Origin of the sequence: Pseudactinotalea terrae (assembly GCF_009733845.1) — a bacterium.
Lineage (GTDB): Bacteria > Actinomycetota > Actinomycetes > Actinomycetales > Beutenbergiaceae > Pseudactinotalea > Pseudactinotalea terrae.
Window position 1 is genome coordinate 11,939 of sequence record NZ_WNXZ01000005.1, and the last position, 12,845, is coordinate 24,783.

16 protein-coding genes are annotated in these 12,845 nt (G+C 71.5%); 5 read left to right on the top strand and 11 right to left on the bottom strand.

Annotated features, from left to right (window positions below):
- Positions 1–4: 4 nt before the first annotated feature.
- Entirely contained in the window at positions 5–469 is a 465-nt protein-coding gene (locus GPA03_RS15490; protein ID WP_156252953.1) for a DUF6153 family protein, read from the bottom strand.
- A gap of 7 nt (positions 470–476) precedes the next feature.
- The gene (locus GPA03_RS15495) at positions 477–2,456 is read right to left on the bottom strand and encodes a heavy metal translocating P-type ATPase (RefSeq protein ID WP_421958423.1); all 1,980 of its coding nucleotides are present in this window, start codon (positions 2,454–2,456) and stop codon (positions 477–479) included.
- A gap of 9 nt (positions 2,457–2,465) precedes the next feature.
- On the opposite strand from GPA03_RS15495, the gene GPA03_RS23150 reads away from it, so the two are divergent.
- The gene (locus GPA03_RS23150) at positions 2,466–2,660 is read left to right on the top strand and encodes a hypothetical protein (protein ID WP_421958424.1); all 195 of its coding nucleotides are present in this window, start codon (positions 2,466–2,468) and stop codon (positions 2,658–2,660) included.
- On the opposite strand, the gene GPA03_RS15500 is transcribed toward GPA03_RS23150, so the two are convergent.
- Positions 2,639–2,848 carry a heavy-metal-associated domain-containing protein gene (locus tag GPA03_RS15500; protein WP_206673592.1) on the bottom strand — a complete coding sequence of 70 codons (210 nt, stop codon included), beginning with the start codon at positions 2,846–2,848 and terminating at the stop codon, positions 2,639–2,641. The two genes, GPA03_RS23150 and GPA03_RS15500, sit on opposite strands and share 22 nt — an antisense overlap.
- Before the next feature lie 189 nt (positions 2,849–3,037).
- Between GPA03_RS15500 and GPA03_RS15505 the strand changes: the two genes are divergently transcribed.
- Positions 3,038–3,637, top strand: coding sequence for a CueP family metal-binding protein (locus GPA03_RS15505; protein WP_156252955.1), 600 nt, complete (start codon positions 3,038–3,040; stop codon positions 3,635–3,637).
- A 5-nt stretch (positions 3,638–3,642) separates the two neighbouring features.
- Here the strand turns inward: GPA03_RS15505 and GPA03_RS15510 are convergent, their stop codons facing one another.
- The 4 genes from GPA03_RS15510 to GPA03_RS15525 all read right to left on the bottom strand — a co-directional run bounded on the left by GPA03_RS15510 (position 3,643) and on the right by GPA03_RS15525 (position 6,319).
- Entirely contained in the window at positions 3,643–3,999 is a 357-nt protein-coding gene (locus GPA03_RS15510; protein WP_156252956.1) for a hypothetical protein, read from the bottom strand.
- A gap of 62 nt (positions 4,000–4,061) precedes the next feature.
- The gene (locus GPA03_RS15515; protein ID WP_156252957.1) at positions 4,062–4,313 is read right to left on the bottom strand and encodes a hypothetical protein; all 252 of its coding nucleotides are present in this window, start codon (positions 4,311–4,313) and stop codon (positions 4,062–4,064) included.
- Positions 4,314–4,430: 117 nt separating this feature from the next.
- Positions 4,431–5,210, bottom strand: coding sequence for an LLM class F420-dependent oxidoreductase (locus GPA03_RS15520; protein WP_156252958.1), 780 nt, complete (start codon positions 5,208–5,210; stop codon positions 4,431–4,433).
- A gap of 53 nt (positions 5,211–5,263) precedes the next feature.
- Positions 5,264–6,319: a DUF3048 domain-containing protein gene (locus GPA03_RS15525; RefSeq protein ID WP_156252959.1), complete on the bottom strand. Its 1,056-nt coding sequence runs from the start codon at positions 6,317–6,319 to the stop codon at positions 5,264–5,266.
- A 252-nt stretch (positions 6,320–6,571) separates the two neighbouring features.
- On the opposite strand from GPA03_RS15525, the gene GPA03_RS15530 reads away from it, so the two are divergent.
- Together GPA03_RS15530 and GPA03_RS15535 are read left to right on the top strand one after the other, a co-directional pair.
- A complete protein-coding gene (locus GPA03_RS15530; RefSeq protein WP_170296899.1) occupies positions 6,572–7,648 on the top strand; it encodes an AMP-binding protein in 1,077 nt (358 codons plus the stop codon).
- A gap of 41 nt (positions 7,649–7,689) precedes the next feature.
- Complete coding sequence (locus tag GPA03_RS15535; RefSeq protein WP_241681335.1) at positions 7,690–8,604, top strand: 1,4-dihydroxy-2-naphthoate polyprenyltransferase; 915 nt, start codon at positions 7,690–7,692, stop codon at positions 8,602–8,604.
- On the opposite strand, the gene GPA03_RS15540 is transcribed toward GPA03_RS15535, so the two are convergent.
- Positions 8,560–8,856: a DUF4229 domain-containing protein gene (locus GPA03_RS15540; RefSeq protein ID WP_156252960.1), complete on the bottom strand. Its 297-nt coding sequence runs from the start codon at positions 8,854–8,856 to the stop codon at positions 8,560–8,562. The two genes, GPA03_RS15535 and GPA03_RS15540, sit on opposite strands and share 45 nt — an antisense overlap.
- 223 nt (positions 8,857–9,079) lie before the next feature.
- Here GPA03_RS15540 and GPA03_RS15545 point away from each other — a divergent pair, with 223 nt between their 5' ends.
- Positions 9,080–9,439: a PLD nuclease N-terminal domain-containing protein gene (locus GPA03_RS15545; protein WP_156252961.1), complete on the top strand. Its 360-nt coding sequence runs from the start codon at positions 9,080–9,082 to the stop codon at positions 9,437–9,439.
- 11 nt (positions 9,440–9,450) lie between these two features.
- Here the strand turns inward: GPA03_RS15545 and ccsB are convergent, their stop codons facing one another.
- Genes ccsB through GPA03_RS15560 form a run of 3 tightly spaced genes read right to left on the bottom strand, consistent with a single transcriptional unit; the run spans position 9,451 to position 12,822 of the window.
- A complete protein-coding gene (gene ccsB, locus GPA03_RS15550) occupies positions 9,451–10,419 on the bottom strand; it encodes a c-type cytochrome biogenesis protein CcsB (protein WP_156252962.1) in 969 nt (322 codons plus the stop codon).
- The gene (gene resB, locus GPA03_RS15555; RefSeq protein ID WP_156252963.1) at positions 10,412–12,037 is read right to left on the bottom strand and encodes a cytochrome c biogenesis protein ResB; all 1,626 of its coding nucleotides are present in this window, start codon (positions 12,035–12,037) and stop codon (positions 10,412–10,414) included. The genes ccsB and resB overlap by 8 nt, the downstream gene beginning before the upstream one ends.
- Entirely contained in the window at positions 12,037–12,822 is a 786-nt protein-coding gene (locus tag GPA03_RS15560) for a cytochrome c biogenesis CcdA family protein (RefSeq protein WP_421958425.1), read from the bottom strand. Before GPA03_RS15560 ends, resB begins: the two co-directional genes overlap by 1 nt.
- Positions 12,823–12,845: the final 23 nt, after the last annotated feature.

The window sequence follows — 12,845 nt, forward strand, 5'->3', positions numbered from 1 at the left end:
GGTCTCAGGTCCGACTGATCGAGAGAGCGGTGAGCGAGGGTGGCGCGGACGTCGCCTGTGGAGGGCTTCCGACGCCGGGCCAGGCGGTCAGCTGGTGCGGTGCCGGCGCCAGCTCGGTCACCGACAGCAGAGGCTGACTGCTGCCGGCCTTGCCCGGGGCGAGGGCGCAGACGCTCGTGGTCTCGTGGTCGCAGCCCGGGCAGCTCCCGCACGGGTGCCCCGTCGAGCCCCGATCGTCGCCCGGAGCGAGACGGGCGTCCGGCTCCACGGCGGGATGGCTGTGCGGTGCATCTCCGTGGTCGAGAGCGAGATGCTCGTGCGTGACGTGCCCGGCGTCCGGGGGTGTCGAGGCGTCGGCCGCACTCGGCAGGACCAGGGTGTGCATCGTCAGCAGGCCGAGCACGGCCAGCAGTGCCGCGACCAGGAGTGGTCGCGGCACTGACTGGTGGCCGGTTCGCCCGCGGTGCATCAGACCATCATGACTGTTCTGCTGCCAGGATGCGCCTCGTGCTGCTCTGCGGTGTCAGGTCCAAGCGGCGCAGCAGCTGGGCGTTGAGCGCCACGACCACGGTGGAGGCAGACATGAGGATCGCGCCGATGCTCATGGGGAGCACGAAGCCGATCGGAGCCAGCACACCGGCAGCCAGAGGGACCGCGAGCAGGTTGTATCCGGCCGCCCACCACAGGTTCTGCTTCATCTTGCGGTAGCTGGCGCGAGACAGGTCCACGACCGAGAGCACCGAGCGGGGGTCGTCGCTGGCCAGGATGACCCCGGCCGAGGCGATCGCGACGTCGGTGCCGGCGCCGATCGCGATCCCGACGTCGGCCTGTGCGAGGGCCGGGGCGTCGTTGACGCCGTCACCGACCATCGCCACCTTGCGGCCCTCGCCCTGGAGCTCGGCGACCTTGGCCGACTTGTCCTGCGGCCGCACCCCGGCGAAGACCCGATCGATCCCGAGCTCGTCGGCGACCGCGTGTGCCACGGCCTCGGCGTCGCCGGTGATCATCACCACCTGCACGCCTGCGGCGTGCAGTGCGTCGACCGCCTCTCGGGACTCGGGGCGGACCTCATCGGCCAACCGCAGCGCGGCCGCGACGGCGCCGTCGATGTGGACATGCAAGATGATCGCGCCCTGGTGGCGCCACTCCTCGGCGACCGGGAGCTCGTCGGCGCTCTGCTCGCTCAGCAGGTGCGGCCCTCCGACCCGCACCTCCGCACCGTCGACGACTGCGCGCACCCCCACAGCAGGCGAGGAGCTGAAGTCGCTGCTGGCGGGAATCGTCAGGCCGCGCTCACGTGCCGACCGGAGGATGGCCTTGGCGAGCGGGTGCTCGCTGTCGGCCTCGGCGGCTGCGGCCAGTGCCAGCACTCGGTCGGCGTCCTGACCCTGGACGGGTTCGACGGCGGTGACGGTCGGCTCTCCCCGGGTCAGGGTGCCGGTCTTGTCGAAGAGCACCGTGTCGACCGTGCGCATGCTCTCCAGCGCCAGCCGGTCCTTGACCAGCACGCCGCCCCGGGCCGCGCGCTCGGTGGCGATCGAGACCACCAGCGGTATCGCCAGCCCGAGGGCGTGGGGGCAGGCGATGACCAGCACGGTGATCGTGCGGACCACGGCCGCGTCCGGCAGCCCCACGACCGCCCAGACGATCGCGGTGATGACCGCCGCCGACAGCGCGAACCAGAACAACCATGCCGCGGCAGTGTCGGCGATGCGTTGCGCGCGCGAGGTCGAGGACTGCGCCTCGGTCACCAGGCGCTGGATGCCGGCCAGCGCGGTGTCATCGCCGGTAGCGCTGACCCGGACCCGCAGACCGGAGTCCGTGGCCACCGTTCCCGCCACCACCTGCTCGCCCACCTCACGGCGCACCGGCTTGGACTCCCCGGTGATCATGGACTCATCCATGCTGGCCGAGCCCTCCACGATCTCACCATCGGCCGGCACCGAGGCGCCGGGGCGCACGATCACCACATCGCCCACGTTCAGCTCGGCAGGCGCCACCGTGACGACGTCGTTGCCCTCGATGCGCTCGGCCTCATCCGGCAGCAGCGCCGCCAACGAGTCCAGCGCCGAGGTGGTCTGCGCCAGGGACCGCATCTCGATCCAGTGGCCCAGCAGCATGATGACGACCAGCAGCGCAAGCTCCCACCAGAAGTTCAGCGCATGGTCCAGCAGCCCCAGACTCGCACCCCAGGAGGCGATGAACGCGACCGTGAGCGCCAGGCCGATCAACAACATCATCCCGGGCTTGCGCGAACGGATCTCGCTGACCGCACCCGTCAGGAACGGCCACCCACCCCAGAGGTAGACGACCGTGCCCAGCACCGGCGAGACCCACGACACCCACGCCTGCTCGGGCAGCGAGTACCCGAGCAGGTCGGCGAACATGTCGTTGAAGGCCACGACCGGGACAGCCAGGGCGAGCATGACCCAGAACAACCGGCGGAACTGCGCCACGTGCCCGTCATGACCCCCGTGCCCGCCGTGCTGGTGGTGACTGCCGTGCTCGCCGTGCTGGTGGTGCTCGTCGTGCTCGCCATGACCAGCGTGATGGTCACCATGGGCGTCCTGGCTGTGGTGCTCGTGCTGGTCCTGGGTGTGATCGTGCTGTTCGTGAGCAGCGTGCTGCGGGGCGGCGTTCACGCGCGCACCGCCTCGTAGCCGGCCTGCTCCACGGCCGCCAGCACGGCGGCTCCGTCGAGGTCCTCGTCGCCGTCGACGGCGAGCATCCCCGTGCTGGGGTCGACCGTGAGGCCACGCACGCCGGGCACCTGCTCCACACGTTGACGCACGGTATTGGCGCAACCGCCGCAGTGCATTCCGCTGACCAGGAAGTTCGTCGTCGCCATCACCATCTCCTATCGGGTACCCCCCGGGGGTATGTGCTCATCACTCTACCCCCGCCGTCAAGCCCCCGCGATGATGGCCACCGCCACGACGAGATCGGCTGCGAGGGCGCGACAACGCGTCCGTCTGTCCGAGCCGGTTGGGACCTTTGCCCCAGGAGGTGGGCGCCAGCTCTCAGTAGGTTCGACCCCATGACGAGAACGACCCGGCGAATCTGGCTGGCGGCCGCGCTGACCGCTGCCACCCTGGCGACGGCGGCGTGCGCCCCATCGGTCTCGGAACCGGATGCCGACTCCTCGATCGCGACCGCCACCGAGGTGGCAGCAGGTCTCGACGAGCTGACGACCCTCGGCGCCGAGGATCTCATCGCCGCGCTCGAAAGCACGCCTGTGGATGAACGGCGCGATGACCTCATGGCCTCGGTCAAGCCCGATCGGGTCGTCCTGACCACCGCCGACGGCGAGGCCGAGATCGCGATCCCGGAGGGCCAGCACTACCTGTCGATCGCGCCCTTCGTCACCTCCACCCACGAGTGCTACTTCCACTCCCTGACCACCTGCACAGGTGAGCTCGGCGGAGAGGACGTCGCGCTCCGCATCGTCGACAGCGAGACCGGCGAGGTCTACCTCGACCAGAGCGCCACCCTCGAGGACAACGGGTTCACCGGAGTGTGGCTACCCGCCGACATCACCGCCACCGTGACGATCACCTCCGACCGCGGCACCGGTCACGCGCAGATCGCTACCGGCGATGACGACCTCACCTGTCTGACCAGCCTGCAGCTGACCTGACGGCGTCAGCGGATGCCCGCCCGTTCGTCGAGCTCCTGGAGCAGGTCGTAGGCGGCCCGCTCGACCGCCTTGTGCCGCCACTCCGCGGCACGGTAGATGCACGCGATGAGACCCGAGCGGTGCACCCGGCGGAGGTCACCGACCACGAAGGCGTAGCGCGCCTTCGTCTCCTCGGACGCGCCGTCGGTGAGCCCGAGGTGCCAGGCGGCGTACTCCGCCCAGCCGTGGCGTTCCAGGTAGGCGTTCTGGGCGGCCGCGTCGGGCTGCACGTCGCCCCAGTCGCTGTCGAGCACGTACTGCCTGGCCGCGATCCTCGACCGGACGAACGCGACGGCGTCGGGGTTCACCTCGTACCTGGCCATGACCCAGCATCGCACCGGGCACGACGGCAGTCGAGGGCGCCCCGACCGGGGCGGCTCTCAGCTCAACGGCTGAGGAACCACTCGGCGACGGCGTTGACCATGGATCCGGTGCCATAGGCGACCAGCACCATGGTGCCGATGAGGAGCACCAGCGAGGTCGCGACGGCGGCCGTGGTGCGGGCGAGCGAGCGCTCGCCCGGGCCGGGGACGTCGTTGATCGGCTGGTGGTTGTCCTCGACGGCCGGCTGCTCGGCGAGGGCCGGGGCGGCGGGGCGAGGGCGGCGGACGATGGTGTGAGCGGTGATCGAGGTCATGCCTCAACACTGCTCCTGTACCTCGCGCAGGGCATCGGACGGCAGCCCGAATCCCGCACCAGACCGCGGGATGAGCGAGGGCCCGGGCATCCCCCTGCGGGATGACCCGGCGTCTGCTCAGCGCCGTGCGTCGCGCCAGGCCAGGGCCTCGCGGAGGGCTGTGAAGTCGTAGTCCGGGCCGTTGGTGCCCAGGGTGAACAGGGAGACGCCGGCGTCGACGTAGCCCTGCGCCTTGTCCGCGCCGGGCCAGGAGCTGGAGCGCTCGATCGTGCTCGGGTCGCGGCCCACGACAGCGCAGTGCTCGGCGAGGATCGCCGACTTGCGGGTCACGGTCTCGAGGTCGCCGAACGCGTGCCAGATGCTCGCGTGCTTGGCCACCAGGCGCAGCGTCTTCTTCTCGCCGCCACCACCGATGAGCACCGGGATGTCACGGCGCGGCGCCGGGTTGCCGACCGCGAGGCGGTGCTCGATGCGCGGCAGGTACTCCCCCAACAGCTTCAGACGTGAGCCGGCGGTGCCGAACTCGTAGCCGAAGTTGTCGTAGTCCTTCTCGTTCCACCCGGCGCCGATGCCGAGGATCAGCCGGCCGGCGCTGATGTGGTCGACCGTGCGGGCCATGTCGGCGAGCAGGTCGGGGTTGCGGTAACCGCCGCCGGTGACCAGCGCGCCGATCTCGATGTTCGAGGTCTGCTCCGCCCAGGCACCGAGCATCGTCCAGCATTCGAAGTGCTCGCCGTCGAGGTCGCCGTTCAGCGGGTAGAAATGATCCCAGTTGAAGGCGATGTCCACGCCGGCGTCCTCAGCACGCAGCACCGCGTCACGGATCTGCGCGTAGTCGGGGGCGTGCTCGGGCTGGATCTGGACGGCGATGCGGACAGGTCGCTCGGGTGAGGTCATGAAACCCCACCCTATGGCCGGGTCCGCCTGCTACCCAACGCCAGCCACCGCCGTCAGGATGTTGAGACCGAGGACCCGGAGACCGGCACCAGCTCCACCCAGAGGTTCCCGGGAGCGAGCAGCACGGGCTCGCCGTCCGCCGTCGTCAGGGTGAGGACCGATCCGACCTCGGGCTTGTTCCAGGTCGCCTCGATCTTGTGCCCACCCGTGAACACGATCGCCTCACCCGAACCGGTGAGGATCGTCTCGGGAACGGGGTTGCCGCCCGGGTCGCGGGCACCGCTGTTGCGGACCTGAACGCGCAGCACGACGACGTTCGCCGCCGAGATCTGACCGCTGTCGGTGGTGGTGGCCGGCTGGCCACCCTCGGTGCGCAGCCACGTCTCGCCGTCCCAGGTCCAGCCCGGGTCCGACGCGGGGAAGCTGATCGCGACCTGGCTCACCGCCGTGCCCGCGAGCGCGGTCGCGTCCTCGGGGCTGCGGCTGAACTCGAACTGCGGCGGCGGCGGGATGAGACCCTCCCCGGCCGCGAGGAAGTCGTCGGTGCTGCCGTAGACGTTGTGCGGCGCGGCGCGGTCGCTCGTGCGGTAGAAGCCCGCGTCGCCGCCGTCGTGCGAGATCATGGTGAGGCCGGTGGCCGCGACCTGGTTGACGAACTGGCGCTGACCCCCGGAGAACACGAACAGCCCCCCGAACGGACCGGAGATGGCGGCGTCCATGGGGCGCAGCGACCGGATCGGGCCGAGCGTGCCCGGCACCTGCGAGTGGAACACCGCGACCAGTCGCGTGATGCCACCCTCGACCATCTCCTCCCAGACCACGTCGGCCGAGCCGAGACCGGTCTGGGGGCGAGCGGCCGCGGAGTTCTCGATCTTGACGTTCAGCGCCGGGCGATCGGCGACCTCGGCGGTCTGCACGCCCGTGAGCGGCCACGTCACCGGGACCACCGGGTCGGGCGCGTCTGCCTTGTCGACCACCACGGGCTCCGACACCAGCACCTTGATCAGCATGACCTTGTTGCCCCGCGGCGCGGCGCAGCCACCGAGCAGAAGCAACGCCGCCACGACAGCCGCCAGCGCACGCACCCTCGTCCTTGTCACGACAACCATCGTAGGTGCGAGACCGAGCCGGATCGCTCGCCCCGCGCGGAGCCCGAACCACCCTCTCGGATCACTTGACCCGGTCAGACGCGCGTTGCTAGCGTCATCGGCGTCCGTCAGCGCTGAAAGTCGTACGTTTTCGACAGTCCCCCCTGCGAGTCCGACGAGCTGACGGATCCCGGCTGAGCCGGGCGGCCCGGCGGTGCATCCCCTACGCTGCCGGGCCACTTTCATCTGTGCCGGCGTTGCTACGGTGACCGCGTGCCGGCAACCTGGGACCCGCTGACGCTCCGCGATGCGCTGCAGTCCGCTCTCGACGGCGGAGCACCGCTCGTGCTGGGCGGTCCCGTTGACCGTGTGGTGCCCGAGGGCGTCGCGCTGGTGCTGCGGACCTCGGGCTCGAGCACGGGCGTGGGTCGCCCGGTGGCGTTGTCGGCGGCGGCTCTGCTCGCGAGTACCGATGCGACGCACGCGCGGCTGTCCGGCCCGGGCCGGTGGGTCCTGGCCCTGCCGCCCGTGCACGTGGCGGGCGTGCAGGTGCTGGTGCGGTCGGTGCGAGCGGGGCTGGCGCCGGTGCTGGTGCGGCCTGGCCCGTTCGACGCGACGGCGTTGGCCGACGCCGTGCTCGCGGCGCCCGACGACGCTCCCCTGTACCTCTCCCTCGTGCCCACCCAGCTGCACCGGGTCCTCGAGGCGGACGACCGGGCGCTGGCGGCGCTCGCCCGCTGCTCGGCGGTGCTGCTGGGCGGTGCGGCCGCGGCGCGTGCGGACGTGGATCGCGCCCGCGCGGCGGGCGTCCCCGTGGTCACGACGTACGGCATGACCGAGACCAGCGGCGGCTGCGTGTACGACGGGCTCCCGCTGCCCGGTGCGCAGGTACGCATCCGGCAGGGGCGCGTGCTGCTCGGCGGGCCGATGCTCGCCGAGGGCTACCTCGACGACGGTCCGCAGCCCTTCGAGCACGACGCCGAAGGTCGGTGGTTCGTCACCTCCGACGCGGGCGCGGTCGACGCCGAGGGCCGCCTGGCGATCCTCGGTCGCGTCGACGACGTCATCATCACCGGCGGCGTCAAGGTGCATCCCACGCACGTCGAAAGGCTGCTGGAGCCGCTGGTGGGCGAGGTCATCGTCGTCGGGGTCCCCGATGCCGAGTGGGGCGCGATCGTGACCGCCGTCGTGACCAGGGCGTGCTCGCTGACCGAGGTGAGGGACGCCGTCGGGCACGGCCCTGACGCACCCCGTGCGGTCGTGGTGGTCGACGAGCTCCCCACCCGCGGCCCCGGCAAGCCGGACCGCCGCGCTGCTCTCGCGCTGGCACAGGCCGCCCAGCGTCGCTAGCGGCCGCTCGGCCCACGTCCGCGCGGCGGTAGCCTCGTGCGGTGCCTGATCCGAGCGGACCGCCCTCACCCTCCCGACCGGGCCTGCGCGAGTGGGCCACCGGCGCGCGGGTGCGCACCCTGCCGGCGGCCGTGGCACCCGTGCTCACCGGCACCGGGGCGGCAGCAGCGGTCGACGGCGCCCATCTCGGCAGGGCCGCGCTGGCCGCCGGGGTGGCGCTCGCGCTGCAGGTGGGGGTCAACTTCGCGAACGACTACTCCGACGGCGTCCGGGGCACCGACGACCACCGCGTCGGGCCCCAGCGGCTGACCGCTTCGGGTGCGGTGGCACCCGGCACGGTCAAGCGGGCCGCCTTCGCGGCCTTCGGCGTCGCCGCGGTGCTCGGGCTGGCGCTGTGCGTATGGGCCGGGACCTGGTGGTTGCTCGCGGTGGGCGCGCTGTGCGTCGTCGCCGCCTGGTTCTACACCGGGGGGAGGAACCCGTACGGGTACCGCGGGTTCGGCGAGGTCGCGGTGTTCGTGTTCTTCGGGCTGGTCGCCACGATCGGCACCACCTACACGCAGGCCCTGCAGGTCACCGCGGCCACGGTGCTCGCCGGGTCCTCGATCGGGTTGCTCGCGTGCGCGCTGCTGATGGCGAACAACATCCGCGACATCCCCACCGACGTCGACGCCGGCAAGCGCACCCTGGCTGTGCGACTCGGCGACCGTCGTGCGCGGATCGGCTACGTCGCGATGCTCGTGGGTGCGCTGGTCCTCGCCGTGCTGGGTGGTGTGGCCGGCGGCGCCGATGCCGTCGCGGCGGCGCTGCTGCTGCTCGCCGTTCCGGTGGTGGCGTTGAGTCGCACGGTGCTCGCCGGAGCCACGGGTCCGGCGCTGATCACCGTGCTCAAGCGCACGGGGATGCTCGAGCTAGCGTTCGGCGTCGCGCTCGGGCTGGTCCTCTGGCTCGGCTGAGGCCTCGAGGTCGTCGTCCTCGGCGAGGGAGTCGGCGTCGGGCCTGCTGGCCCGGGGCTCGCGCTCGGCGAACGCCTTGAGCGTGCCGGCCGCACGGTCGCGCGGACCTTTGAGCAGCAGGAATGACAGCAGCGCACCCACGATCACCGCGACGACCACGAGCAGCACCCCGCGCATCCCCAGCAGGTAGAGCAGTGCCCCCGCCGCCACAACCAGCAGCAGGCGGAGCACGGTGTAGATCAGCAGCGGCACCCTTCCAGGGTAGTTCGCCTGCACCACCTTCCTTGCGACCGGCCCTCGTCCCGGCGGAGGCTGGCGGGTGGGACAGACGCGCGCAGGAGCCGGGGCCATCCGCCCCACGAGATCGGGAGCCAAGCAGGTCAGCGGGCTGGGAGCGGAGGGTGGAAGCCGGGGAGAGCCGAGGGCGGAGCCGGGGTGAGAGCGAAAGGTGCTGGGGCGTCGTAGGCTCGGGGGTATGCGTCAGGTGTTCGCGCTGCTGATCCTCGCGGCGGTGATCTACGGGATCGTCGACTGCGCGCAGGCGGACGCCCGCACGCGTCGGAACATCCCGCTGTGGATCTGGGTGGCGCTGATGATCGTGCTGCCGCTGGTCGGCACGGTGATCTGGCTGATCGTCTCCCGGCTGATCCTGCCGGGGCCCGAGGTTGCGCAGCGGCGCCCGGTGGCCCCCGACGACGACCCGGAGTTCCTCCGCGAGCTCGAGCGGCGCACGAAGCGACCCCAGCCCGAGGCCGACCCCACGCCTTCCAGCGACGAGAACCCCGCCAGCGGCGATGCCGTCGAGGACGAGCCGGGCCCCAACGAGTCCCGGTAGCGGCGGCGGGCTCAGAGCCCGCTGTAGGAGTGGTTCCCCGGGAAGAAGATGTTGACCACGTAGAAGTTCGCGAGCAGCGCCGCGAACCCGATGAGCCCGAACCAGGCGAACCGGTTGATCGTCCAGCCGACCGTGGCACGGACGTGCAGGTAGGCCGCGTAGATCAACCAGATGACCAGCGACCAGGTCTCCTTCGGGTCCCAGCCCCACGGGCGACCCCACGCGGCCTCGGCCCAGATGGCACCAGCCACCACGGTGAGCGTCCATCCGACGAACGCGACCGCGTTCAGGCGGTAGGCGAACCGCTCGAGCGACTCGGCGTCGGGGAGCTGCGCCATCAGGCGGCCCACGAAGGTCGAGGGCGCCGCGGAGCCGCTGGAGCCAGCGGCGGCTCCAGCGGGCTGGCTGACCGGCGCCTCGGCGCCGCCACCGGAGGCCACCAGCACCCGCTCCTCGGCTACGGCCCGGCGACGCGACTGCCGGTGCTGGACGAGCTGGAGCAGGGAGGCCGCGGCGGCGATAGCGAACACCCCGGTCGAGGCAGCGGCGATCGAGACGTGGATGACCAGCCAGTACGAGTCGAGGATCGGCTGCACGCCGTCGGCCTCGACGTAGAGCTGCCAGAACGCCACGTACAGCACCGCGACCGCCAGGAAGGTGGCGAAGACGCCGAGGTAGCGGATGTCGCGCTTGCGGTTGATCAGCAGGAACGCGAGCACGGCCACGAAGGAGAAGGTGAGGCTGAACTCGTACATGTTCGCCCACGGCACCCGCCCGGCGGCGATGCCGCGCAGCGCCAGCCCCACGGCCTGCAGCCCGACACCGAGCCAGCTCAGCGCCACCGCGATGTTGGCCGCCTTGCGCACGGTCCGCTTCGGCGCGTGCCCACCCAGGGCCGAGACGTCGACAGCGAAGAAGATCAGTGCGACCAGGTAGGTCACCACCGAGCTGAGCACGAACACCGTGCTGAGATCACCCATCGTTCTTGGCCTCCGGACGTGCCGTCTTCTTGGTCACCGCGTCGATGACGCGGTCGAGCTCTCGCTGCAGGCCGGGATCGTCGCCTCGGGCCAGGGCCGCAGCGTGCACCACGGTACCGCTCTCACCGGGCTCGATGCGGAGCCACAGCCGGCGTCGGGGCAGGAACAGGGAGGCCGCGAGCCCGAGGAAGGCGAGCGCCGCGAACACCCCCATCCACGGCACCGAGGGGTCCCAGCGCACGTCGAGCGCAGCGAACCGGCGCAGCTCGGAGAAGGTCACGCTGCCCTGGCCGTCGGGCAGCTCGACCGTCTCCCCCGGCTCGAGCTCGAGCTCGAGGGGGAACTCGGCGCCGTCCTCGGTGACGTCCATCGCCTGCTCGAGACCCTCGGTGTCCAGCACGAACAGGTTCTGGGGCGTGCCGTCGTCGAGCCCGAGATCACCGGTCCAGAGGTTGAGGATCAGCACCGGGTCGTTCGGCTGCGGGAAGGTCGAGCCCAGCACGGTACCGTCCTCGGCGCGCAGCGCGGTCGGGAACAGCTGCCCGGAGAACCCGAGCTGCGGCTCGCCGCGGTTGGCGTCGGGGACGAGGATCACCCCGGTCGAGGTGTAGGCGGTGTCCTGCGGCAGGAACAGCACCGGCCCGGAGAACGCGACATCCCCTGACGCGTCGGTCACCGTGATCACCGGTGCGTAGCCGTTGCCGGTGAGGTACACGTTGGCGTCGCCGACGCTGAGCGGGCTGTTGGGCTGGATCTGCGCGGTCGAGGTCTCGCCGTCGCCGCGGGTGAGCGTGACGTCGGCGGTGAACGCATCGGGCCGAGCGGCCTCGGTGAAGACCGAGGTGAACTCGTCGAGCTGGATCCGGAACGCCTCCTGGCTGTCGCTGTCGAACCACGCGCCGGAGGTGAACGTGTCGTAGTCGACCGCGGAGTTCACCATGGCATCGCCCTCGACGACGACGGCCTGGCCGCGGTACTGCACCAGCTGGCCCCACGCGGTCACCACGAGCAGCCCCACCAGGGCGAGGTGGAACACCAGGTTGCCGGTCTCGCGGCCGTAGCCGCGCTCGGCGGAGATCTCGACGACGCCGTCGTCCCGCGTCGTGGTCGCGCGCTTGTACCCGCGCCCGAGCACGGCCTCGGCCGCCCCGACGGCGGAGCTCGCCTTGCGCCTGGTCCTCACCGTGGTCTGGGTCGGGAACCGGGCAAAGTTGCGCGGCACCCGGGAGGGGCCCGCGCGCATCGCCTGCGCGTGCGCGAACGTGCGCGGCACGATGCAGCCGATCAGGGAGACGAACAGCAGCAGGTAGACCGCCGAGAACCACGGCGACCCGTACACGTCGAACATGCCGATCGCGTCGAGGAACGGGCCGAGCTCGGGGTTGGTCTCCAGGTACTCGGCGACCGCCTCCGGGGTCTGCGGGCGCTGCGGGAAGAACGACCCCGGCAGCGCGACCACGGCGAGCAGGAGCAGCAGCATCAGCGCCACCCGCATGCTGGTCAGCTGCCGCCAGGCCCAGCGCAGCCAGCCCACGACGCCGAGCCGCGGACCGGCGGTGGGTGCGGGTGCGGCGCCGCCCTCCGACTCCTTGAGCCCCTCTGGTGCGTAGCGCGACATCAGATCACCGTCGAACTTCCCAGGACCAGCCCCTGCAGCGCGCTCATCAGCCGGCCCCACAGCCCCGTCACCATCGCGAGGCCGATCAGCACGAGCAGCCCACCACCGACGCGCATGATCGCCAGCCGGTGGCGCCGCAGGAACCCGAGCAGCCGCTCGGAGGAGCGCAGCCCGAGAGCCACCAGCAGGAACGGCAGGCCGAGCCCGAGGCTGTAGGCGAGGCTCAGCGCGATCGCGCGCCCGATGTCGTTCTGCTGCGCCCCGATCGCGAGCACCACCGACAGCGTCGGGCCGATGCACGGCGTCCAGCCCAGCCCGAACGCGAAGCCGAGCACAGGCGCACCCCAGAGCCCGGCGCGTGGCTGCAGGTGCATCCGCCGCTCGCGCTGCAGGAACGGGATCAACCCCATGAAGGCGAGCCCGAGCACCGCGACCACCACGCCGAGGACCCGGATCAGCAGGTCCTGCCACCGCACCAGTGCGACACCCACGGAGAACACCGCGGCGACCATGACGAACACGAGCGAGAACCCGAGCACGAACAGCCCCACGCCCAGCACGAGCTTGCCTCGCCCGGCACGGTTCGCCGTCGCCCCCTTCGATGCCCCGGGCTCGAGCCCTGCCATGCCTCCGATGTACCCGACGTACCCGGGCACCAGCGGCAGCACGCAGGGCGAGGCGAACGAGACGAACCCCGCGAGCAGCGAGACCGCGATCGCCGCCAGCATCGGGCCCGAGAACGCCGTGTTCGCGAACGACTCACCCAGCTCGCTCAACCAGGTCACGCGGGGCCCCCGCTGACGTGTGC